Here is a 24789-nt window from a genome sequence, read left to right as displayed (position 1 = left end):
GAATCAGGTTTGCAATCAACTACATATCCAGGAGGCAACCCATGAGAAAACATTTATTAACGACAACGCTGGCAATCACATTGAGTTTCAATACACTCGGGATTCCTTCTCTCGATCTTACGAAGGTTTCGGCAGCGACTACGACCACTCAAAATAATCAAAAAGCAGTGGAAGCAAAGGCTGATCAATTGATTCAAACAGCTAAAAGCTTAATCGGGAAAGCTACATATAGCCAAGCAGAGTATAAGAAAACGGCTCCTTATAAGTTTTCATGTGCAACATTCATTAATTTTATTTTTGAAAAAAATGGTGTAGATCTTGCTACTTATAATGAGGATTATATGATGGAGCAGGGTACTCATGTTGAAAGAAATCAATTGCAAAAAGGTGATCTTCTTTTCTTTGATAGTAGAGGAGGAAATATTCCAAATCATGTTGCGATGTATATTGGCGATAATAAAGTAATTCAGATGGCAGATCCAAAACAAAATATTGTAATAACGGATTTAAATAGCAAGCCATATTATAAGGACTCTTACATTACAGCACGTAGAGTATTGCCAAGCCTACTTCCATCTAATCCTGCGACAAAAGGGGATAATATTGTCGGAACTTCATATAATTTAATGAATAAAGTAACAATGGGCAGTGTTAACGATGAAAAAGCAATGAAATTTACGGGTGCAGGTTTCGTTAACCATGTTTATAAATCAAATGGTGTCAATTTAGGAGCAACAAACATAAAAGACCAAATGAATCTCGGTACAACGGTATCACGTGCTAACCTTAAAAAAGGTGATTTGATCTTTTTTAATAGTGTGATAGGATCAAAGACACCAACATTAGTAGCGATTTACGCAGGTGACCACAGATTAATTATTCCTAATTCAAATGGAATTACTACTAGGGTGCTCTTTGTTGACTATTATAAACAGCATTATATAACAGCCAAACGTGTGTTTACAGAAAAAGCTGCTCCAACAGTTGAACAGCCTACTGTAAAACCTGCTGTAAAACCGCAGGCACCAAGTGCATTGCCTGCAGATAAAGTTGTAAAATTTGCTTCTAGCCTTATCGGTAAAGCGAAATTTGGATATGTATACGATGAGAAATCTTTAACATTTACCGGTGCCGGCTTTACTTACTATGTTTATAAAAATCACGGCATTGATCTAAAATATAAACTAGCAAGCCAACAAGCACAGGTAGGCAAGGCGGTTCTAAAATCTAATTTGCAAAAGGGCGACATTATTTTCTTCTCGACAGATAATAAAGGGTCTAAAATAACTCAGACAGGGATTTATCTTGGAGGAAATGAATTTATTTCATTATCAACGACTGGCCCTGTTGTAAAACAAAGCATTAATTCAGTTTGGGCTAAGAACAACTACGTGACAGCAAGACGTGTCCTTTAAAAAAACAAGCAATCGTTACATTATCGTAACGATTGCTTTTCTTTTAAACTATTTGCAAAATCAATCATAGATCGGCTTGACATAGGACCTTTAATAAGTAAAATTGCTTTATCGTCAAGATGAGGGTCTAAAATATCATTGATTCCATTGACGTCTTTAAACATATAGACATTTGCCCTTGATCCATCCTTAATTGCTTGTTTTGCTATATCTTCGGCCTTAGCACCAATCGTAATGAGGGTGTGAATGTTTCTCCTCGCAACCAAACTTCCAATTTCACAATGATACTTTTTTTCAAAATTTCCCAATCTATTAATATCACCTAATACAAGAATGACATTTTTACCCTTCCCAATTGAATCAAGTACCTTTAAAGCAGCCTCCACAGATGTAGGATTATTCGTCCAAGTATCATCTATAATTGTACTTCCACCTATACCACTAGAAAATTCTAAGTGCCTAGTCATATTTTTATAGGTTCGAAGGCGGGAGATTGCTTCCTTGATATCCATTCCCATTTCATGTACAGCTGCTAGCGCAGCAAGTGCGTTATATACTTGGTGTTCACCATATCCAGGGATAAAAGCTTCGTATGTTTTGCTTGAAACATGAAATTGAAATTTCATTCCACGATGTGAAAACTTTATTTTGGAGGCTCTAAAATCTGCCCTCATACCGATTCCAAAATAGATAATCTTTCCTTTAAAGGATTGTAAAGGAACATTTTTCGTATTTTCATCATCTGCATTTAAAATGAGGGTTCCGCCTTCCCTTATCCCACCGACAATTTCTGATTTAGCTTTTATATATCCTTCAAGGTTTTTACAACCATCTAAATGGTGGACACCGATATTTGTAATGATGCCAATCGTCGGCTGATAAATCATACACTGATGCTTTATATTACCCGTATTACCGAGCCCGTGCTCAAAAACGGCCGCATCTGTTCTTTCATCGATCCCCATCAAATAAGGAAATGACCTTCGTGGTTCATTCTTGCTGCTTATGGAAGCTTGAACATTTCGATCCTTACTTAAAATATGTTTGATCATATCTTTCGTTGTTGTTTTACCACATGTTCCTGTTATTGTAACGACAGGTATTTGAAAAAGCCCGCGATAATAATCAATAAATTTCCAGTACGATTGCACGAGACTAGCCACTTTTATGACAGTCGTATTTGGCAAAGCTTTTTTAAATTCAGAAGCTGGCATATCTGAGATCACAAGGGAAGGTCCTTTATTATTAATTTCGTTCCAGTTAACACTATCATTTCTACTGACAAACATCAGTGTATGTCGATTGGTCAGATCATGCCGGTTATAATAAATGGCATCTCTTACTTTCCAAAGTTCTGATCCAGTTATTAATTCTCCTTGCAGTAATTTCCTAATATCCTTCACTAGTAAAGGTTTCAAGGAAATCCTCCTTTCCTTATATGAAAAGCTACTACATCATATTGGAACATGAATGCTTTATTACTTACTTAGGAATCAATTTCATTTTGAATTTTCCGGTTCTTCACAATTCGTTTCCAAATGACTTTATTTTCAATATGGGCAAATCCGGAAATACCTGGAGTTGAATTCACTTCTAATAACACGGGTTTACCTTTGGGTTCTAAACCAAAATCTATGCCATATTCTCTGCAAGGGAAATGTGTTGCGATCACTTTAGCTGCTGTAATAGAGATTTTCTTTAAACTATCAATGGCATCTTTTTTATCAGATTCTCCCATTTTCAGATGTACTGATAGTAAATCATCAATAGATACTACTTGAGCGCCTCGATGTGCGTTGACAATGCCATTCTCTATTGTTGCTGCAGTTCCAATCTTTCCGTACATTCCACCAATAACCCATTTTCCTTTTAGATTTTGAACGTGAACGCGTATGCTTATGGGAAGTCCATTCAGTGCCAAACTCTTGACACCCTCCTGAATAATATAGTTACCTAATTTTCCAAACTTCTCAAAAGGGTGTAAAACTTTGTGAAAATCCTTAATTGCTGGAACGCATTTATTGATTTGATCGCCTTGGATAGAAAAACCGTTAAAACAATAAAGTTCATTTCTCTTATAAACTTTAAAAATTCCTCTTCCTTGTCCAGATGTATCATGTTTAACAAAAATATATTCATAACGATTTATAAAATCTAATAGGTTTGCAAGACTATATATGCTCGTTTGTGGAATACTTTTAGCAGTTAAGGGATTTTGCTGCAAAAGCAACTTTTGTTTCCATTTTCCTAGTGGATTGCTCAAGAAATACACCCCATTATTCATTTGGTTTATTCTTTTTTTCGGATTTTAGCGGCCAATTCTATAATTGGTTCGCTATACATATCGCCTTTAATCAGTATAATTGTATTCTTATCGACTATTTTTTTTAATAAATCATAAACGAGGATATTATTGTTAAACGTATAGACCTCTGCATTCAAACCACATTTTACTGCATGATCAGCCATTATTTGTGCATGCATACCAATTGTAATAAGAACATCTACACCTAGCCGATTGATTATTTCTCCCGCTTGTTCATGAATAATATTTCCCCAAGAGCCTAAATCAGTTATGGTACCTAATATTGCCACTCTTTTTTTAGTTTTTCCAACATCATTTAACACTTGAAGTGCCGCTTCTAACGAAGTAGTTGTAATGCTCCATGTATCATCCAGAACAGTGGAGCCATTTAATCCTTCAAATACTTGAAGCTGCTTATTAAACTTTTTAAATGTTTTCAAGCGATTAGCGGCTTCAGGTATTGTAACTCCTATTTCATGCACAGCTGCAATAGCAGCAAGTGCATTATAAACTTGGTGTTCTCCAAAGCCCGGTACGAAAATGGGGTACTTTTTTTTCTTGAATTTGACATTGAATTGCATTCCGTCATTATCGTATTGAATATTCCTCGCTTTAAAATGACAAGATGAATCTTTTCCAACTTTAATAATCCGACCTTGAAAATTTATTAAATCTATCTTTTTACTATTTTCATCCTCGGAATTTAATATAAGTACACCAGATTGATCTAGTATTTTTGCCATTTCACCCTTAGCACTTATATAGGCCTCGAGCGTTTTACAATAATTTAAGTGGTGGGCTCCGATATTCGTAATAATCCCTATTGAAGGTTTAAAGTATTCACCGGCGTTTAAAATATCTCCAGGTGCGCCGACCGCGGTTTCAAAAACAGCTGCTTCAGTATGGTCGTCTATGCTTAGAAGGTAGTGTAAGTGGGCAGTTCGTGAATTATTCGTGATAGTTGTAGCTGTAACTGTTTTATTTCCTGAGAGGATATGTTTTATCATTTCTTTTGTTGTTGACTTTCCGGCTGTTCCTGTTACGGCAATTACAGGAATTTGAAATAAGCTACGGTAGTGATGCACAAATTTCCAGTATGCTTCATCGATATTTTGTACTTTTATGACTGTCAAATTATTTATTTGTTCATAATGCTTAATCACATTATGTGTAACAAGTACTAAAGGGAAAAAGGCTTTTAAGTGATCCCAGTTTACAATCTTTTCCTTTAAAAAAAGAATTGTATTTTGACTCTTTACTTGTTTAAGCCGGTATGCACCATGACTAACAACTTCATCATCGGACCCCTGAATTAATTCGCCACCAAAAATGTTTCGTATATAACTAACAGTGAGGGGTTTCATAGGTGAGGTTACACTCCTTTCTCTAAAATATAATATGTCTCCTTAATATATTTGCTTGTACTGTTCACCCACGTAAGTTCCTATTTAATTACCTCCCTTGCATGATACGTATCCATGCAAAAAGAAATTAAATTCATAAGTATATAGAAGGTTGTTTTAATCGATGGATATATGGGGAGTGGGAAGTTTGAAAACGATTATCTTTATTGGTACTTATAAATCCGGATCAAGTAGGGAAGCAATCAAAGCAGCTGAGAAACTAGGTTATTTTACGGTTGTATTCACAAATAACGAAAAGCAATTGAAACAAAGGAAAGAGTATACTGATGTTCATGAAATGATTTTTATCGATACTTATAATTTTTCTGAAATTAAAAAGGAAATTATTCAATTAAGGTTAAAGGGCTTAGAAATTAAAACCATTATCAGTTTAATAGATTCCAATGTTCATCTTGCTACAATTCTGTGTGATGAATTTTGCGCAAATAATACTTCGGATAAAGCGGTTCATATTATGGAAAATAAGGAGGAAACGAGGGATTATCTTAAGGATCAATCTTATACTCCTAAATTTTTTATTATTAAATCAGGTGATGAGTACTCTTTAAAATCTATACACAAAATGCTAGGCTATCCTGTTATCGTAAAAGTATCGAATTCGACTGGTTCCAAAGATGTACTCATTGCAGATGATAAAGACGAATTGGAAAAACAAATCTCCAATTTACGAGGAAAGTATCCCGATGAGGCACTGATTATTGAAGAATATGTTGCAGGGAAACAATATTTAGTAGAGGCTCTCGTATACAACGGAAAAAAAATGATCGCTGGAATTATTGAACAAGAAATTACCAAGGGACAAAGGTTTATTATTACAGGGTATGGTGTGATTGCTAAGGTTCCTAAAGATATTAGGGTAGGAATTGAAAAAGTCCTGCAATCCATCATTACCAAACTTGGAATTAAATCCGGTGTTCTCCATCTTGAGTTACGACGTACCGCAGATGGTTGGAAACTCATTGAAATTAATCCGAGAATTTCAGGAGGAGCTATGAATAAAATGCTTGAAGCAGCATTTGGCTTTAGTTTAGTTGAAGAGACCCTTAAATTATATTTAGGGGAAAGTCCTTCGGTAGTTCCGAAGTATTCTAATTACGTATTTACCCAGTATGTAATTGTTTCGAAAAAAGGTATATTAGAAAAAGTTACTGGGAAGGGAAGGGCAGGAAGATCCACTGGAGTAGTTCATGTTTATGTGAAACCAAAAAAAGGTACGATATTAAATCCACCATTATCTATGGGGCATAGATATGCTTATGTCATTGCTCGTGGGGAAAGCATGGAAGAAGCTAAAAAGTTAGCAAAAAATGCAGCAAAAGAGATCGAGTTCCATTTATCTGAGGAAGAAAGTGAATAAACAAGAAAAGCGTAAGCGCCTTGAACAGCCCCGACAAGCAAATGTTCTGATGCAATAAAAGTCCGGTCTTGACTTTTAATGCATCAGGTTATTTGACTCGAGGGGCTAGGCGCTGTAGCTAGACAATAGAAAAACGTAAGCGCCTTGACCAGCCCCGACAAGCAAATGTTCTGATGCAATAAAAGTCCGGTCTTGACTTTTAATGCATCAGGTTATTTGACTCGAGGGGCTAGGCGCTGTAGCTAGACAATAGAAAAGCGCAAGCGCCTTGACCAGCCTCGACAAGCAAATGTTCTGATGCAATAAAAGTCCGGTCTTGACTTTTAATGCATCAGGGCTTTTATAGGAACATCGGCTAAGAGCGCCGCGTCCTGCGGTAACGCCGATGGACCCGCTTCCGTGCGGGCCTCGAGAGGCTAGGCGTTGGAGCTAGAAAAGTTACAAAAAGGACACTGGAATGGATGAACTGCACCCCAATTGTTAGACACATACTCTAACAATTGGGGTGTATTTTTATGGCTAAATTTACTGCGGAAGAAAAATTACAAGCTGTTGCTCGTTATTTAAATGGGAATGAGAGTTACAGAGAAGTCGGAAAATCTCTGGGGATAAATTTTAGACACATCTATAAATGGGCAAAGCAATTTGAACATAATGGGGTAGAAGCTTTTAATAAACAATGTACAAGTTATACACAACAGTTTAAACTGGATGTACTAAACTTTATGACTGAAAATGGCGCATCCTTAACCGAAACAGCAGCTATATTTAATATTCCTGCACCTTCTAGTATTCTTGTTTGGAAGAATCAACTCGAAAAACAAGGAATTGATGCCCTTCAGACAAAGAAAAAGGGGCGTCCATCCATGAATAAGGAGTCAAATAAACAACCAAAACAAGCATTAGCTGAAGGTTCAGTTGAAGCTTTAGAAGCGCGCATTAAACAGCTTGAAATGGAAAACGAGTATTTAAAAAAGTTGAATGCCTTAGTTCAAAACAAGGAAAAATCACCAAACAAGACAAAGCGCAAATAGTCTTTGAGTTAAGGCATAAATATTCGGTGAAAGCACTTGTAAAGCTCGCTGGCATTCCACGTAGTACGTATTATGACTTAGTGAAACGAATGAATCAGCCTGATCCAGATGCCGATTTAAAAGTAGAAATCAAAGCGATTTATGAAGAACACGAAGGTCGTTACGGTTACCGTCGTATTCGTGATGAGCTAGCGAATCGTGGAAAAAAAGTAAATCATAAGAAGGTTCAACGTATCATGAAAGAGTTAGGTTTGAAATGCCTTGTACGTATGAAAAAATATAAATCTTATAAAGGCACTGTCGGTAAAATTGCGCCTAATCATTTAGACCGCCAATTTACAGCGGACGCCCCTAACGAAAAATGGGTAACAGATATTACGGAATTTAAATTATTTGGAGAAAAGCTGTATTTATCGCCTGTATTAGATTTATTTAATCGCGAGATTATTACGTATACCATTGGCCCGCGACCAACGTATTCATTGGTTTCGGAAATGTTAGAGAAGGCATTAGAACGCCTACCTGAAGAGAACTCACTACTGATGCATTCAGATCAAGGCTGGCACTATCAAATGAAACAATATCGCCATGCGCTTCAAGCAAGAGGGATTAAACAAAGTATGTCTCGTAAAGGAAACTGTTACGACAACTCTGTGATGGAGAACTTCTTCGGAATACTAAAGTCAGAATTCATTTACTATGGTGAATTTAAGAGTGTAGAACATTTTCAACAAGAATTAGAAAAATATATAGAATACTATAATACGAAACGGATGAAGGCAAAATTAAAAATGAGTCCGGTACAATACCGAACTCATTTTGAGCAAGCTGCCTGATGAAATAACCGTGTCTAACTTTTCGGGGTCACTTCAGGAGCCGGTGTCCTTTTTCATAGGATATTCTTGCTTTTCTTTGTCTAGCTCCAGCGCCCAGCGCCTAGCAAACTTCAGGATTCTTCCTACGATAAGTCAACATCGGTTCGCCTTACAGGCTTACCGTGTTTCCTTTATCTCGTCAGAATCCTTAAAAGTTTGTACGTCGCTAAACGGGCCCTTTCGCTTTTCTTACCTAATTAAAGGTTTGATCTAAAAATTTCACGGTATCAAACATATTAGTTTTACTCGCTCCCTTAACTAAGAGTGTGTCACCTTTTTTCACCAACTTTAATAACAACTCATGTAATTCATCACGGTTCGTGAAATGGTAAACATTTTCGGGAGAAAAACCTTTAGTCTTTGCTTGGCTGCCAATTTCATTTGTTCGAAAACCATAAGTGATTAGAATGTCAACTTTTTTATTAATAACGTATTCGCCAACCTTGCGATACTCTTCTTCTCTCAGCCCTCCTAACTCCCTCATTTGACCGATAATGGCAATGTTTCGACGCTTACCAATGTTAGTAAGGACATCAATGGCTGCTCTTACTCCTTGAGGATGGGAATGGACAGTATCATCGATAACCGTAATATTGTCACGGCAATTATAAATTGTCATTCTTCTAGGTGGTTTTCTAAAGAGAAGTCCCGCTTTAATTTCCATTGCAGTAAATCCTAAATAATCTGCCACTGCAATTGCATTTAAGGCATTATATACATGATGTTCTCCAAGAATAGGGATGAAAAGCGTTATTTCTTCACCTCGGAGTTTCATCTTAAAATTCATTCCATTTTCTGCATATTTAATTTGATAGGCCCTGTAATCAGCGGTGGATTTTATTCCGGTGGTGATAATCTTTCCTTTGAATTTTTTGGTCTCTAAATATTTAGAATTTGGATCATCCTTATTTATAAATAGAACACCTTTTTGATCCATACCATGGATCAATTCCGATTTCGCATGGGCTACTCCTTTAATATCGTCATTAAAATTTCCTACATGTGCAAGACCCACGTTTGTTACAATACTAATATTAGGCTTAATTATTCGGCAATGTTCAGTAATGACACCAGGGTAGGCCATGCCATACTCTAATACAATTGCTTGATGGGATTCATTGATTTCTGCAGCGTGTTTTTTTGTATGCTCTGTTGTATTCCAATAATCCTTGGATTCGAAAATATTCCACTTCTTCGATAAGATTGAAGCAAGGAACGCTTTAGATGTAGTTTTACCAGCACTACCCGTTATCGCGATAATAGGTATATCTTGTTTTTCTTCGATTGATTTTTTCTTTAATGCATTTATTTTAGCTTTTATTGTATTTTGATGTTTGGCTAGATACATAGCATATTGAATAGTATGGATGACAACATCTAACTCTAAATAAAAAGCGGGGGGGCAACCTGGACGCCAATTAACTTCATATATCCATATTTTATGATTCTGGTCTAACCCTATATCAATTCCAATTTCATCAATGACCTCACCGTATTGAATCATTTGTAGCTCATCCAAATGATTGGCTAATGATAAGGAAAAATGTTCGAGAGTTCGTTTAATATTAAATGCATTTTCTTTAAATTCTTGCTCTAAAAATGGATCTAAATAATTGGTGTAACCACCATTATTAATATTTGCAATAATCGATCCCATCGGGGCGATTCGTGGGTAGATTGTTGTGATCACCCATTTACCTTCACCATTTTTTTGTACATGTAGTCTAAAGTCAAATACTTGCCCAGATTTTGTAAGTGATTGAATATAGGGTTGAATGATATGTGTTTCGCTCGAAATTTTCTCCGAGATTAAAGCGCTTAATCGCTGCTTAGAATAATGTTGGCTATCTGAGTCCTTCACTACGTGAAAGACATCACCTTTTTTGGAAATAAAAAAGATACCCTGACCTTTTCTTCCGTCAATAGGTTTAAATACAATTTTTTTAAATGCGGTAATAAATTTGAATAAACCTTCAGTATCTTTAACAACTTCAGTTGGGATTAGATAGTTTGAGAATTCTTTTGCTTCTTTTAATCGTTCATGGACACTCCATTTATTTCCAATTGAATTCGTGGTAAATGGAATTTTTTCTTTTAGCTTTTTGATTATTTCCTTTGACTTGGCTAGTTTTTCGGGGCTTCCAGCATTATAAATGACATCCGGAAAAGGCATAATTCGCTCAATCCAATTACCGTTTTCATACAACTTTCCTCTGATCGTACTATTTACAAAATTCACCCCCCCAGGTGTAAAATAAATAAAATTTGCTCCTTCCGCTTTAGCCACTACTGCATAAGCATAAGATTTTATGACAGTTTTCGGGTCTTTACGATGATGTAACATTCCTATTAATGTCATGGAATAAACTCCTTTTGTTTTTTCGCAGTCTCTATATATTACATTCAATTCATCATCAAATTGCTTCGGACAATCGTTCAGATTATGACTATAAAAAATAAAGAAATATGGCTAACGCTTCCTTGGACATAGTTTTTTACCATAAAAAAAACCCGAGAACTTACTCTCGGGTTGGGTCGATCCTGTCGTCTATAATGATGCCTGATATATGGCTAAAACATCTTCATGATTTAACTTTTTAAAATTTCCGAACTCGCCAAATACCATTGCTTTATCAGCCATGACATCGAGCTTGCTGTTATCAATCTCGTAGTCAGCAAGACGAGATGGTGCACCGATGCTATTCCAGAATTCACGTAGTTTACCAATTCCTTCAAGAGCAGCTTCTTCATCTGTCTTACCTTCGGGATTTACTCCAAACACACGAACGGCCAGTTGTTTAAAGCGAGAAGGATTTACATGCAAATTATGCTTCATCCAGTTCGGAAATAAAATGGCCAGTCCTCCGCCATGAGGAATATCATAAACGGCAGAAACGGCATGTTCGATATTATGTGTAGCCCAATCGCCACTATAACCCATACTCAACATCCCGTTTAAGGCCATTGTTCCACTGTATAAAATCGTTTCCCGATGTTCGTAACTTTCTAGATCATTCAATAGTTTAGGAGCCGTTTCCATGACTGTAATCAGCAGCGATTCACACATACGGTCTTGAAGTAGTGTATTTCCCTCTTGATGAAAATAATGTTCAAAAACATGAGACATGATGTCGACGATCCCGTAAACTGTTTGATCTTTCGGTACGGTAAAAGTATTCACTGGATCTAAAATAGAGAATTTCGGAAAAACAGCTGGACTGCCCCAACCATGTTTTTCTTGTGTTTCCCAATTTGTTATGACAGATCCGGCGTTCATTTCAGACCCAGTTGCTGCAAGGGTAAGAACTGTTCCAAATGGGAGAGCTTCGCTTGCCTCTGCTTTCTTAATAACTAAATCCCATGGGTCACCATCGTATTTTGCACCAGCGGCAATCGCCTTTGTACAGTCGATCACACTTCCCCCGCCAACAGCGAGAATAAATTCAATTCCTTCACTTTTGCAAATGTCCACGCCTTTTCTGACAGTGGAAAGTCGCGGGTTCGGTTCCACACCTGAGAGTTCAAATATTTCAGTATCCATCTCTTGTAAAAGTTCAATGACTTGATTATATAACCGATTTCTTTTAATGCTGCCGCCACCGTATACAAGAAGAACTTTCTTCCCATATTGTGGCACTTCAGTTTTCAATTGCTGTAGTTGATCTTTTCCGAAGATTAACTTCGTTGGATTCCAAAAAGTAAAATTGTTCATAAAAATCGCCTCCTTCAAAGCTATTATCTTTCATGAGATAGAAGATTGCAAAAATGGCGTCTGAAAATATCCCCTTTAAAAAAACGCATTCTAATTTTTATAAAATGCGCTGTTTAAAATAAGTACTATAATTGAACAATTGATTCAACGCGTAACCCATGGAGATCCATTGCCAAAACTTCTACTTCATAATCTGGCAGCTGCTCCTGAAGCAGGGCTGCAATTTTTTCACCATTCCCTTTAGGTACAAGCGACATCATCGTAGGACCTGCACCACTGATGACAGTTCCGTATGCCCCAAAGTTCCGGGCTTCACGACGAATGTTTACGTAATTGGGTATGAGGGAAGCTCGATGTGGTTCATGAAATAAGTCACGCTCCATCATTCTTCCAGCAAGTTCATAATCACCTGCAATGAGTGCTGCAAACATTACGTTGCCAATGGCACTTGCTACTGCAGCATCATTTCGAGAATAAACATCAGGAAGAACTTTTCGAGCAGCTTCCGTTTTCAACTCGAAATTCGGAATATAGACGATAATTTCAAGATTGTCATCCTTTTTTTGAAAAAACTCAATTTTACCTTCTGAAGATGGTGCAGATATAACGAGTCCGCCTAGAAGCGCAGCGGCAACATTATCAGGGTGGCCTTCAAAGTCTGATGCACAATCCAGCTTTTCTGATTGCGATAAGGAAAGACTGCAAAGTTGGTTAGCAAGTTCAATGCCTGCAATTACTGCCGATGCACTGCTCCCAAGTCCACGCGTTAATGGGATCTCGCTTTCTACGACCACTTTACAGGAAGGAAGGACCGCCCCGTACTGTTTTGCTGTTCGCTCGGCTATTTGGTAAATGAGATGTTCACAGGCAGCAGGTGCTTCAGGTAAATGAATAGAACGATGTTCAAAAATCCACTGGCTATGTTCTTTTACATGAAGAGTTAAATAACGGCTCAACGCCATCCCAGCTGAGTCAAAGCCCGGTCCAATATTGGCAGTGCTGGCCGGAACGGTGATGGTAAGGGGCGTAACCATCATGCTTTTACCACGCCTTCTATGTACTCTAGCACCGTTTGTTCGTCGTTTGGTAACACAACAGGATCGATTTCCATTTGAGACATCGCTGTTTCGGGATCCTTCAACCCGTTACCTGTCAAGATTGCCACGACTTTGCTGCCAGCAGGAATGCTCCCATTTTTAACTTGCTTTAGTACACCTGCAATAGATGCACAGGAGGCGGGTTCCGCAAACACTCCCTCAGTGCTTGCTAATAGTTTAAAGGCTTCTAGAATTTCAGGATCGGAAATCGATGAAATTTTTCCATCAGACTCATCGCGGGCGGCAACGGCTAAATTCCAGCTCGCAGGATTCCCAATTCTAATTGCGGTTGCGACTGTTTCTGGCTGATCAATCACTTGATCCTGGACGATTGCGGCTGCGCCTTCCGCTTCGAAACCAAACATTCTTGGAAGGCCAGTAAGTCGAACATCATTATACTCTTTGAAACCTTTCCAATAGGCACTAATATTTCCCGCATTACCGACAGGAATTGCTAAAATATCGGGTGCGCTGCCAAGCTGGTCGCAAATTTCAAAGGCGGCTGTTTTTTGGCCTTCAAGCCGATATGGATTTACCGAATTAACGAGTGTAACCGGTGATGTTTCGCTGACTGATCGGACCATTTTTAAAGCTTCATCGAAATTTCCTTCTATTTCCACAATTTCAGCACCATACATTTTTGCCTGAGCAAGTTTCCCAAGTGCAACTTTCCCGTTCGGAATGACGATGATCGCTCTAATTCCAGCTTTTGCCGCATAAGCAGCAGCTGCCGCTGAAGTATTTCCAGTTGAAGCACAAATGATCGATGTGCTTCCTGCTTCAACTGCTTTCGCTACCGCCATCACCATTCCTCGGTCTTTAAAAGATCCCGTCGGATTGGCCCCTTCTATTTTCGCATATAGTTCAATTCCAAGCTTCTTAGATAAATTGGAGAGATGGACTAATGGTGTATTTCCTTCTTGCAGCGTTAATGCCGGTGTATCTTCTGTTACTGGTAAGTATTCTTTGTATTTTGCAATTAATCCCGGCCAGTTCATTTCTTTCCATCTCCTTCAACACGATAATAGCTGACAACCTCTTTTACAACTGATAAATCTCTTAATTTCATCAATGCTTTTTGGAAACTATCCAATGAGACAGTGTGAGTAACAATGATAATTTCAGCTAACTCATCCTTGCTGATTGGTGTCTGCAAGATTTTTTCGAAACTAATTCCCAATTCATTGAACAAAGTCGTGATTTTCGAAAAAGCACCAACTTCATCTTGCAAATGAAGGCGGAAGTAGTATTTGCCAAAGCGCTGATCCGATGATTTTAGAACACTTTCAAATCTTGGTGCAACCACACTTTTCCCATTGACACCTAGTCTCATATTTTTCATGACTGCTACAACATCGGACATGACTGCTGTTGCAGTTGGCAGACTTCCTGCCCCTGGACCGTAAAACATTGTTTCCCCAACAGCTTCACCATTCACATAAATGGCGTTATACTCATTTTTTACTGATGCAAGTGGATGGCTTTTTGATAAGAAAGTAGGCTGGACACTCACTTCCAATTGTTGATTATCGATATGGGCAAGCCCAATTAGTTTCATTGTAAGTCCAAGCTTATTGCCGTAATTTAAATCTTCGACAGATACATTACTGATTCCCGAAACCTCGACATCATTGAGTTCAACATTTGTGAAAAATGCGAGCCGGGCTAAAATGGCCATTTTTCTCGCAGCATCTAATCCTTCAACATCAGAAGTGGGATCTGCTTCAGCAAAGCCAAGGTCTTGCGCTTCTTTTAACGCTGTTTCATAAGATAGTCCATCTTCATCCATTTTAGTTAAAATATAATTCGTTGTTCCATTGACAATCCCCATCAATTTCTGGATTCGATCGGATACCAAGCCATCTGATAACCCTCTTAAAATAGGAATACCACCGGCAACACTTGCTTCATAAAATAAATCACATTGATTTTCAGTAGCTTTCTTTTGCAGTTCAGGACCATAAAGGGCAATTAAATCTTTATTTGCTGTTACAACATGCTTTTTTGCTTCCAATGCTTGAATGATATGTTCACGGGCTTCTTCAACGCCCCCCATTACTTCAATCACAATATCAATCTCAGGATCTTGCAAAACTTCGTCCGAATTAGTGGTGAGGAAAGTATGCCCAATTTGAATGTCGCGCTCTTTTTCTGCATCTCGTACAAGAACACTTTTCACTCGTACTTCACAACCTACTTGATGGACAAGCTCCTCTTGATGATTATTGATTAGCTGAACAACTCCAGATCCAACCGTTCCCAGCCCCAATAGGCCGATAGATACATAGTTTTTCATTTTGTCCTCACCTCTTATGTCTTTCTGTTAAATACATTTGTTTTTATATAGTAGACATTAAAAGGAAAAAAGTCAAGGATTTTTCTGAAAAAAGATTATTAAGCATAATAGCTGATAATAAGAAGTTCCTTAGGTAAGCTTGAAAAAAGGAAAAAGGTTTAAAGGAGAGAGATTCGACATGTCCGACAACATTCGTATGGAACCTCTTGATGAGGAATTTTTCCAAAAGCCAACACTCGAATTAGCTCATGCCTTGCTAGGATGCCTTCTTATTAAGGAAACCGAAGAAGGAACCACTTCAGGGTTTATTGTTGAAACCGAAGCATATATGGGACCTCATGACCGCGCTGCTCATAGCTTTGGCAACAGAAGAACAAAGCGAACAGAAATCATGTTCGGAAAAGCCGGACTTGTATACACATACGTTATGCATACCCATTGTCTCGTCAATGTGGTAAGTGCAGGCATAGATGAACCAGAAGCAGTGTTGATCAGAGCCATCGAACCTTATACCGGCCTAGACCTCATGCAGCACAGAAGACCCGTCGATCAATTAAAAAACTTAACGAACGGACCAGGCAAATTGACGAAAGCAATGGGGATTACAATGAAAGACTATGGCCGAGCTTTTTTTGAATCTCCTCTTTACATAGCATCTGGGTTTAAACCAGAGGAAATTGCTCAAGGACCCAGAATTGGGATTGCTGGCTCCGGAGAAGCACGTGATTATCCATGGAGATTCTGGGTGAAGGGAAATAAGTTTGTATCAAGATAAATGTTAAATTAAAAACGCCCCTAACTGTGCAGTGGAAGGGTGTTTTTTAAAATAACTAATCAATAAAATTTAAATGGCTCGCATTATCTCCTGAGAGGCCCGCATTTTCCCTGAATGGCTCGCATTTTCCCTTGAGTGGCTCGCATTTTCACGTGAGTGGCTCGCATTTTCTCCTGAGAGGCCCGCATTTTCCCTGAGTGGCTCGTATTTTCACGTGAGTGGCTCGCATTTTCCCTGAGTGGCTCGCATTTTCTCTGAGTGGCTCGCATTTTCACGTGAGTGGCTTGCATTTTCCCTTGAGAGGCTCGTATTTTCCCCTTAAGGCATTAACTGTCACTATCCGAGTGATTTCGTGATAATAGACATTTTTCATGGTGGCTAAAGTCCTGATTTGCAAGAAAATAGGTTTCGAAACAAAGAGAGTTATCAGAATCAACCCTTTATAATTATTTTATAGATAGGATAAAAGTAAAGGGGAGATAAGATGGGGCATTTTAGGAAAGTAATAAGTATTGTTCTTGCCATGCTTTTGATTTTACCTGCACTTGTACATGCCGAAACAAACGCGAAGATGGATGGGATTTCCTCGAGTTTGAAAAAAGATTCAGTGCCGAAGAAGCAAGTTAAGGGAGAAAAAGAGGATTACAAAAATCCTGCTGATTATCCTTTAAAAAAGGATGGTGAGTTTGTTGCACGGTTAACAGATACATATGGGGCGCCTCATGATATCACTTTTGATAGAGTTACAAAATATACAAATGATAAAATGCAACTAAGAATCGTATATGGATCCGACTCTGTAAAGAAGGAGCCCATAGTTACAATAGAATTTTTTAAGGAAAATCGTGGCTCTACGGAATTTGCGGGATATGTTGATTATAATACCAAAGGATACAGTAGTGCTTGGCTTGATTCGTTTATTCCAAAGGCCACATTTAATGATCAGCCTTATCTTTACTTAAGGATAGGTATTTCCAAAACCATAGATGATGATGTCTATTCAGACGTGACCCTATTCAAAGTAAAAAACCCTTTTTACTCTCCTCCCGCCGGAAATAAGTATGCTTTAATTAGCAACGAGTCAGTGATCGCAGGCAAGACTCAGAATACCGGCGCCTTTAAGATTAATAATGATCACTATTCCCTTAATAAGAAGTTGGATGTAGGTGCTTATAAGCTTGATGTCAATAAACCGTTTGATGTAAAGAAAAATGCGGCAAAGAAAATACAAAAAAAGAACTTGTCAAAAAAGACCTCATACAAGGTAGGCGATAATAAATTATTTTGGGTCACTGATTTTACGACTGATCGTGATTATCAAATTAACCCAACGTTGCTCTATACAGGTTCAAAAACAAATGTGTGGGTACACAACAATCAAATTACAAAAGCCGATGCACAAAAATTTGGGAAAGAGTTTGACCAAAAAGTTTATCCAGTAGTAACGGGAAATTTTGCGAATGAATCAGATGTTGATGGTGATGGGAAAATTAATATTCTTTGCTTTGACATTCGGGATGGATTTTCAGGCACCGGCGGATATATCGCTGGTTATTTCTGGGCACGAGATCTCTTTGATACCCCGTATTCAAATATGTCCGAGATTTTTTATATCGATACTTATCCATCAATGGGGTTGGATTCACCGAAAGATGTAAGTGAAGCATATGAAACTCTAGCACATGAGTTTCAGCATATGGTGAATTTTAACCAGAATTATTTTGTGGAGGAAGGCGAGCTAATGGACACTTGGCTCGATGAAGGATTGTCGATGGCAGCAGAACAAATATACTCGGGAAAGATTTTGGCCGATCGAATTGATTATTATAACGAGGCTCGTTCTATTGCGAACGGACATTCCTTATTGTATTGGGATGACTATGGTGACGTTCTATCAAACTATTCCTTAAGCTATCTATTTGGTCAATATGTAAGAGTTCAAGCGGGTCAAGGTAACAAGATTTTCAAGGAAATATTAACAGATAAGGATAATGATTATCGAGCGGTTGAAAATGCCGCTAAGAAATATATTGATCCTAAGATGACATTTGGGAAACTCATGACCAATTTCCGGGGGGCATTGCTTTTAAATCAGAGCAAAGGTTTATATGGTTTTAAAGGTGAGGCCGGCTTTAATGCACTACAGCCAAGGCTCTTCAATGGTTCTTCCGCAAACCTAAAAGGCGGGGGAGCAGTTGTGAAGAGAACCAACGTAGCCGCTATTCCTGCTTCGAAAGGTAATGATATTACTTATACGTTTTTCGATATAGTCTTACCAAAAAAACCGGTCGTAAATGCTGTGAGTGACAAGGATACGGCCGTTAAAGGTACAGCCGAATCAGGTGTAACTGTTTTTGTGAAAGCGGGCTCTGCAAATCTTGGTTCAGCTCCTGTAGCAAGCAAAAAAACATTTTCTGTTCCAATCAAAAAACAAAAGGCAGGGACAAAATTAACAGTTTACGCTGTTGACAAGGCGGGAAATCAGAGCCCGACAGTCACTTTATCAGTTAAGGATAAAACGCCTCCTAGTATGCCGACTGTATCAGTGGTAAGTGATAAAGATAAAAAAGTGACGGGAAAAGCAGAAGCTGGCTCAAAAATAACAGTTAAAGCAGGCAACAAAGTATTGAACACAGCAACTACAGATAAAGCGGGTAAGTACACGGTTACTTTAACATCTATTCAAAAAGCAGGGACAGATCTTTACGTTACGGCAACTGACAAGGCCGGAAATGTAAGTGCGGCAAGAAAAGTAACAGTTATTGATAAAACACCTCCAGGCCTTCCGAAGGTAAAAAAGGTGACAAGCAAATCAACCTCTGTTACAGGAATAGCTGAATCATATTCTACCGTGTATGTGAAAGCTGGAAAAAAAGTTATTGGATCTGGAAAGGCTAGTAAGAATGGAAGTTTTTCAGTAAAAATACAAAGGCAAAAAGCAGGAACGATTCTGCAAGTCTATGCAAAAGATAAAGCCGGAAATATAGGTAAGGCATCGAAAGTAACAGTTAAAAATAAATAACACGAAAAGGCGGGAGCACTCAAGCTTCCGCCTTTTTCATTTTTCCTGGAGATATTGGCAAATGTTTCTAAAGCTTTTACATTGTGGTCCGATATAAATAAAAAGTGTAAAAGTTGATAAGGTTTATCCTTCTAAATCTCTTTCATCGTAATTAAAGAAATGATTAGACTCAACAATTCATATCAAAAAGGGTGGAAACTGAGTGAAAGCTTCATCATTACTGAAAAAACTTCTTTGTCTTGTAATATTATTCTCACTTCTGGCTCCATACGAAAGCCAGACTGTAGACGCTGCGTATACATTTGAAGGAAAAGTAAATGCTACAGTCCTAAACGTCCGTTCTAAAGCAAGCACATCTTCCTCTATTATGGGAAAATTAAAGAAAAATCACATCGTAACCGTTGTGTCACAAACGAAAGACTGGTCAAAAATATCTTATGGGAAAAAGTATGGTTGGGTTTCATCAATTTATTTAACTTCTGTAACATGGACAGGCTATGTGAATGCAACAAGTTTGAACTTGCGGAAATCTCCCAATAACAAGGCAGTGGTGATGGACTCCCTTAAACAAGGCAGTGCTGTAACGGTCAAAGGAAAACATGGTGACTGGCTACAAGTCTATGTCTCTAGTAAAAACAAGACGGGTTGGGTAAGCTCCGCCTATGTCTCTAAGAAAAAAGTGACTGTTACACCTCCGCCGGCTCCGACTAAAAAAGTTACCACAGAACCTGCTAAAACTATAGGTACCTATTATGTAAATGCGTCTGCACTGAATATCCGCCAGAAAGCTTCTACATCAGCTAAGATTATTGGCAAGTTGTCAAATGGATCAAAAGTTGAAATGATTGCAAAAGAGGGCGATTGGGCAAAGATTGGATTAGCTTCTGGAGGAACAGGCTGGGTTTCGTTTGCCTATTTAACTACTAAAAATCCTAAAGCAAATACGTCCGAAACTCCAAAATCTGACTCAGTTCTAAAAGGAAAAGTGATCGTCCTTGATCCAGGCCACGGTGGAAATGACCCAGGTGCATCTGGATCCCTATACCGGGAAAAGAATTTGACCTTATCAACCGTAATAGAGGTAGGTAATCTTCTAGCAAATGCAGGTGCAAAGGTAATCTATACTAGATCAAATGACACCTACATATCTCTAGCACAACGGGTGTTAGTCAGTCAACAAAATAAAGCGGATGCTTTTATTAGTATTCATTTCAATTCTTCAACTAGCTCAAATGTCAGCGGAATCGAAACCTATTATTATTCTAGTAAAGATACCCTACTTGCAAAATCTATTCAGTCCAATTTAATCGTCCAGACGAAGATGAAAGATTTGAGCGCGAAATTTGGTAATTACCATGTGCTGAGAGAAAATAAACAGCCTGCAGTACTAGTCGAATTAGGATTCATATCAAATCCAGTCGAGGAAAAACTGATTGGTACACCTGGATATCAGAAAAATGCTGCACTCGGGATTTATGAAGGAATCAATCAATATTTCCGCGAACGTTAATAAAACGTCATCATGAGATGACGTTTTTTTGATTGGAAATTTCTTCTTGACGGTCAAGTTTGTATTAGTGTATTATTTAAATAGTACACTGATACAAACGGAGGTTATCTTAGTGAAATCATTTATCGGACTTTTGAAAAAGGAGATGCTTATTTCAAGATTTTGGTACATTACTTATTTAATTATTATCTTAGTCGGTTTGACCGGAGGGGCATTTTTTGCAAATCGGGTTGATGAACCAAGCATGATTGGCCCTATGATTATTATGTTCATGCCACTACAATTGTTTTTTTTACCGCTCATGGTTCACTCTTTATTGAAAACTGAAGGAAGAACTCAACTTTGGCTGTATAATCCGCAAAGCAGTGTGAAATTATTGCTAGCCAAAGTTACTACAGCATTGATGTTTCAAATTATCTCCCAAATACTATGGATCTCTTGCGGAAGCATTATGATGAAGTTACTTAACAATCAAAATATAAGTTGGAAAGCAATAATACTTACAAACGTGGGATTACTGTCTGTTGGACTTTATTTAACAATCTGGGTCATTTTCCTTTGGACTATCTATCAATCCTTGGGGAAATTCCCTTCCTTGAGAAAGTTCAGGTGGTTAGCCGTTCTTCTTGTGATTATTGTGTATAACACATTGGAAACGCTGTTCATCAAAATCGGATTTATCCATGATCGAGTGTTTAAATTGACTACGTCAGTTAATACAACCTTGGGGTTCACTTATAAAAATGATACAGGTTGGACGATCATCTATGAGCCAATTCCTGTACCGATTCTACCTATCATATTTTATACAATCCTATCCTTCATTTTATTCATCATCGCAAGTAAACTACTCGACAAAAAAGTGGAGGTGTAACGTGGGTGGCAAAGGAATTCGAAGCATCTAAACCAATATACATGCAAATCGCCGACCAAGTATTTCAACAAATAGTTCGTGGACATTTTAAGCCAGGTGATAAATTACCCTCTGTAAGAGAAATGGCCATTCAAGCTGGGGTCAATCCAAATACCATTCAACGCTCATACACAGAAATGGAAAGGATGGGAGTAGTGGAGACGAAACGCGGGCAGGGAACCTTTGTCATTGAAAGAGAAAGCATCGTGATTGAATTGAAACAGACACTGCAAAAAGAGATTATCGGTCAGTTTGTAAAAAGCATGGAAGAGTTGGGATTATCACAAAAACAAATGATTTCAGGACTAGAAGAATACTTGCGGGAAGGTGATGACCATGGCGATTCGCTTAAATAATGTGACGAAAAAATATGGTTCGGAATTTGCATTGAACAATGTGACGATTGATTTCCAGCCAGGAAAAATCTATGGATTGCTCGGTCCAAATGGAAGTGGGAAATCAACGACGCTGAAGATGATTACTGGACTCGTGTATCCGAATAGCGGCAGTGTGATTGTATTGGGTGAAGAAGTTACTAGACGAATTAGCAGAAAGGTTGCCTATTTAACAGAACTGGATATGTTTTATGATTCTTTTTCTGTAGGAAGAATGATCGCATTTTATGAGTCTCAATTTCCAGACTTCAATCTGGAAAAAGCCAATCAACTTTTAAAAGAAATGAATCTTTCCGAGAACAAAAAAATCAAACAGCTTTCCAAAGGAAATCGGGGCAGATTAAAACTTGTGCTTACTTTGGCTCGTGAAGCTTCCGTTATTTTACTTGATGAGCCATTTTCAGGACTCGATCCCATGGTAAGAGACTCGATTGTGAGAAGCTTACTTACGTATATCGATTTCGAAAAGCAAACAGTCATTATCGCCACCCATGAAATTGATGAGATTGAACCAATCATGGATGAGGTGATTGCTATTTACAAAGGTCATATCATTGGGAAAGAAAATGTGGAACAGCTTCGTGAAGAGGAAGGATGTTCTGTGCTGGAATGGTTTAAATCTACAATGGAAAAAGAGGAGCGTGGAGTATCTTGAAAACAGTTGTGGAATTGAAGAATGTAACGAAAACAATTCGCGGCAAGAAAATTATCGATGATTTAAGTTTTGAAGTAGTTGAAGGTGAGGTATTTGGATTTTTAGGTCCAAATGGTGCAGGGAAAACGACTACGATTAGGATGATCGTTGGACTGATTGGCATTACATCAGGGGAAATTACCATTTGCGGGAAAAATGTTGTGAAGGATTATGAGAACGCAATTAAGCACGTAGGTGCAATCGTGGAAAATCCTGAGTTATATAAATTCTTAACTGGTTATCAAAATCTGGAGCAAGTTGCACGATTAATAAAAGGTGTCACGAAAGAAAAAATCGATGAGATTGTTGAACTCGTTGGATTAAAGGATCGCATTCATGACAAGGTAAAGACGTATTCCCTAGGAATGAGACAGAGATTAGGAATAGCGCAAAGTCTCCTGCATGACCCGAAAATACTTATTTTAGATGAGCCAACAAATGGATTGGACCCAGCTGGTATTAGAGAAATACGCGATTATTTACGCAGTTTGGCAAGGGAAAAGGGCCTTGCAATTATCGTTTCAAGTCACCTGCTTGCTGAAATGGAAATGATGTGTGATCGAATTGCCATTATCCAAAAAGGTAAATTGATCAATGTCCAAAATGTCCGTGATGAAGATGAAACAGATAAGAAAACCTATTTTTGTCATGTGAATAACCGTAAAAAAGCCAAAGAAATTCTTGTAGAGAATGGATTCCAAGCAACGGTTCATGCGGAAGGGATAGAGCTAAACCTAGAAAAGGAAGAAGCACCAGCTGTAATTAAAATTCTCGTTGAAAACCATATTCTGATATACGAAATGAAAGTAATTACGAAATCATTAGAGGATAGATTTTTAGAAATCACGAAAAATGAGGTGGCGGTTAATGCTTAATCTTATACAAAATGAGTGGATAAAAATTTTCAAACAGATGGGTACGTATATTATGATCGGCTTGCTTGTCCTCCTAGTGATTGGGGCAGGTGGGATTACGAAATATGTAGAATCTACCGCTAAGCCAGTGAATGAAAATTGGAAAGAAAAGTTGGCGGCACAAAATCAACAGCTTCAAAAGGACATAGAAGAAATCCCTATGATGGCACCTTCAATGAAAGAGTATACCAGTAAACAAATTGCCATCAATGACTATCGGATTAAGCATGACCTTCCCCCAGATGCTTCCAACACTGTATGGACATTTATTAATGATTCCGCGGAATTAATCAGTTTTGCAGGGCTGTTTGTCATCATTATTGCAGCTGGAATTGTAGCGAATGAATTTAGTTGGGGAACGATTAAAGTTCTTTTAATCAAGCCATTTCATCGCTGGAAAATCTTATTATCAAAATATTTAACAGTGGTTTTATTTATGTTGCTCATGCTTTTCATATTATTTATCAGTGCATCAGCCGTGGGTGCAATTTTGTTTGGAGCCGGGAAAGTATCAAGTAACATTCACCTCGCATACGTAAACGGCATAGTTGAGGAACAAAATCTCTTATTCTATTTAATGAAAACCTATTTATTGAACTCTTTAAGTATCTTTTTACTAGCAACAATGGCATTCATGATTTCGGCGGCTTTTAGAGTGAGCGGATTGGCCATTGGGATTTCTATTTTCCTATTACTAATGGGCTCCACAGTAACAAATCTACTCGCAAGCAAATTTTCATGGGCTAAATATAGTTTATTTGCCAATACGAACTTAATGCAATATATGGACGGAATGCCAATGGTTGAGGGGATGACACTTTCGTTTTCAATTACCGTCATCATTGTGTATTTTCTTATCTTTCACATACTTGCCTTTGTCTTTTTTACAAAGCGTGATATTGCGGCTTAACTAGGCTAATCAAAGACTTTAATACTAGGCAAATAGTGTGGATTATAAAAAATATTTCGAATTTAGGAGAATTATTGAATTTTCCCATAAACTTTTGGTATATTTAATACGTAGCGAAAAACAAATTAATTGTTCGAAGGT

19 protein-coding genes are annotated in these 24789 nt (G+C 37.9%); 11 read left to right on the top strand and 8 right to left on the bottom strand.

Annotated elements, in window-relative coordinates:
- The first annotated feature begins 41 nt into the window (after nucleotides 1–41).
- On the top strand, nucleotides 42–1415 hold the full coding sequence (locus tag KHA88_RS18350; RefSeq protein WP_213099608.1) for a C40 family peptidase: 1374 nt from the start codon (nucleotides 42–44) through the stop codon (nucleotides 1413–1415).
- Nucleotides 1416–1435: 20 nt separating this feature from the next.
- Here the strand turns inward: KHA88_RS18350 and KHA88_RS18345 are convergent, their stop codons facing one another.
- The 3 genes from KHA88_RS18345 to KHA88_RS18335 form a co-directional block, all read right to left on the bottom strand.
- Nucleotides 1436–2833 (bottom strand): UDP-N-acetylmuramoyl-tripeptide--D-alanyl-D-alanine ligase, encoded by a 1398-nt coding sequence (locus KHA88_RS18345; RefSeq protein ID WP_213099609.1) that lies wholly within the window; start codon nucleotides 2831–2833, stop codon nucleotides 1436–1438.
- A gap of 68 nt (nucleotides 2834–2901) precedes the next feature.
- Nucleotides 2902–3678, bottom strand: coding sequence for a YheC/YheD family protein (locus KHA88_RS18340; RefSeq protein WP_213099610.1), 777 nt, complete (start codon nucleotides 3676–3678; stop codon nucleotides 2902–2904).
- 26 nt (nucleotides 3679–3704) lie between these two features.
- A complete protein-coding gene (locus KHA88_RS18335) occupies nucleotides 3705–5084 on the bottom strand; it encodes a UDP-N-acetylmuramoyl-tripeptide--D-alanyl-D-alanine ligase (RefSeq protein ID WP_213099611.1) in 1380 nt (459 codons plus the stop codon).
- 163 nt (nucleotides 5085–5247) lie between these two features.
- Between KHA88_RS18335 and KHA88_RS18330 the strand changes: the two genes are divergently transcribed.
- Both KHA88_RS18330 and KHA88_RS18325 read left to right on the top strand, forming a co-directional pair.
- A complete protein-coding gene (locus KHA88_RS18330; RefSeq protein ID WP_249308737.1) occupies nucleotides 5248–6501 on the top strand; it encodes an ATP-grasp domain-containing protein in 1254 nt (417 codons plus the stop codon).
- Between the two features lie 515 nt (nucleotides 6502–7016).
- A protein-coding gene (locus KHA88_RS18325; RefSeq protein ID WP_213121260.1) for an IS3 family transposase occupies nucleotides 7017–8371 on the top strand; the annotation gives its coding sequence in 2 pieces (ribosomal slippage) (nucleotides 7017–7470 and nucleotides 7470–8371; 1356 coding nt in all).
- A 232-nt stretch (nucleotides 8372–8603) separates the two neighbouring features.
- On the opposite strand, the gene KHA88_RS18320 is transcribed toward KHA88_RS18325, so the two are convergent.
- From KHA88_RS18320 to KHA88_RS18300, 5 genes are all read right to left on the bottom strand, one after another.
- The gene (locus KHA88_RS18320) at nucleotides 8604–10769 is read right to left on the bottom strand and encodes a YheC/YheD family protein (protein ID WP_213099612.1); all 2166 of its coding nucleotides are present in this window, start codon (nucleotides 10767–10769) and stop codon (nucleotides 8604–8606) included.
- Between the two features lie 189 nt (nucleotides 10770–10958).
- On the bottom strand, nucleotides 10959–12122 hold the full coding sequence (locus tag KHA88_RS18315) for an iron-containing alcohol dehydrogenase (protein WP_213099613.1): 1164 nt from the start codon (nucleotides 12120–12122) through the stop codon (nucleotides 10959–10961).
- 125 nt (nucleotides 12123–12247) lie between these two features.
- Entirely contained in the window at nucleotides 12248–13156 is a 909-nt protein-coding gene (gene thrB, locus KHA88_RS18310) for a homoserine kinase (RefSeq protein WP_213099826.1), read from the bottom strand.
- Nucleotides 13156–14217 (bottom strand): threonine synthase, encoded by a 1062-nt coding sequence (gene thrC, locus KHA88_RS18305; RefSeq protein ID WP_213099614.1) that lies wholly within the window; start codon nucleotides 14215–14217, stop codon nucleotides 13156–13158. The genes thrB and thrC overlap by 1 nt, the downstream gene beginning before the upstream one ends.
- Complete coding sequence (locus KHA88_RS18300; protein ID WP_213099615.1) at nucleotides 14214–15515, bottom strand: homoserine dehydrogenase; 1302 nt, start codon at nucleotides 15513–15515, stop codon at nucleotides 14214–14216. The genes thrC and KHA88_RS18300 overlap by 4 nt, the downstream gene beginning before the upstream one ends.
- Before the next feature lie 178 nt (nucleotides 15516–15693).
- Here KHA88_RS18300 and KHA88_RS18295 point away from each other — a divergent pair, with 178 nt between their 5' ends.
- From KHA88_RS18295 to KHA88_RS18260, 8 genes are all read left to right on the top strand, one after another.
- Nucleotides 15694–16290: a DNA-3-methyladenine glycosylase gene (locus tag KHA88_RS18295; RefSeq protein ID WP_213099616.1), complete on the top strand. Its 597-nt coding sequence runs from the start codon at nucleotides 15694–15696 to the stop codon at nucleotides 16288–16290.
- Between the two features lie 484 nt (nucleotides 16291–16774).
- On the top strand, nucleotides 16775–19312 hold the full coding sequence (locus KHA88_RS18290; RefSeq protein ID WP_213099617.1) for an Ig-like domain-containing protein: 2538 nt from the start codon (nucleotides 16775–16777) through the stop codon (nucleotides 19310–19312).
- A gap of 202 nt (nucleotides 19313–19514) precedes the next feature.
- Nucleotides 19515–20822: an N-acetylmuramoyl-L-alanine amidase family protein gene (locus KHA88_RS18285; RefSeq protein ID WP_213099618.1), complete on the top strand. Its 1308-nt coding sequence runs from the start codon at nucleotides 19515–19517 to the stop codon at nucleotides 20820–20822.
- 112 nt (nucleotides 20823–20934) lie between these two features.
- Nucleotides 20935–21696 (top strand): hypothetical protein, encoded by a 762-nt coding sequence (locus KHA88_RS18280; protein WP_213099619.1) that lies wholly within the window; start codon nucleotides 20935–20937, stop codon nucleotides 21694–21696.
- A 5-nt stretch (nucleotides 21697–21701) separates the two neighbouring features.
- Entirely contained in the window at nucleotides 21702–22091 is a 390-nt protein-coding gene (locus tag KHA88_RS18275; protein WP_213099620.1) for a GntR family transcriptional regulator, read from the top strand.
- Nucleotides 22072–22785, top strand: a complete 714-nt coding sequence (locus tag KHA88_RS18270) for an ABC transporter ATP-binding protein (RefSeq protein WP_213099621.1) — start codon at nucleotides 22072–22074, stop codon at nucleotides 22783–22785. The genes KHA88_RS18275 and KHA88_RS18270 overlap by 20 nt, the downstream gene beginning before the upstream one ends.
- The gene (locus KHA88_RS18265) at nucleotides 22782–23699 is read left to right on the top strand and encodes an ABC transporter ATP-binding protein (protein ID WP_213099622.1); all 918 of its coding nucleotides are present in this window, start codon (nucleotides 22782–22784) and stop codon (nucleotides 23697–23699) included. The genes KHA88_RS18270 and KHA88_RS18265 overlap by 4 nt, the downstream gene beginning before the upstream one ends.
- The gene (locus tag KHA88_RS18260; RefSeq protein WP_213099623.1) at nucleotides 23692–24648 is read left to right on the top strand and encodes an ABC transporter permease; all 957 of its coding nucleotides are present in this window, start codon (nucleotides 23692–23694) and stop codon (nucleotides 24646–24648) included. The genes KHA88_RS18265 and KHA88_RS18260 overlap by 8 nt, the downstream gene beginning before the upstream one ends.
- Nucleotides 24649–24789: the final 141 nt, after the last annotated feature.

The organism is Lederbergia citrea, assembly GCF_018343525.1.
Taxonomy (GTDB): Bacteria; Bacillota; Bacilli; order Bacillales; family Bacillaceae_C; genus Lederbergia; species Lederbergia citrea.
Note: the sequence above shows the minus strand (reverse complement) of the source record. Positions and strands in the feature narration are given on the sequence as shown.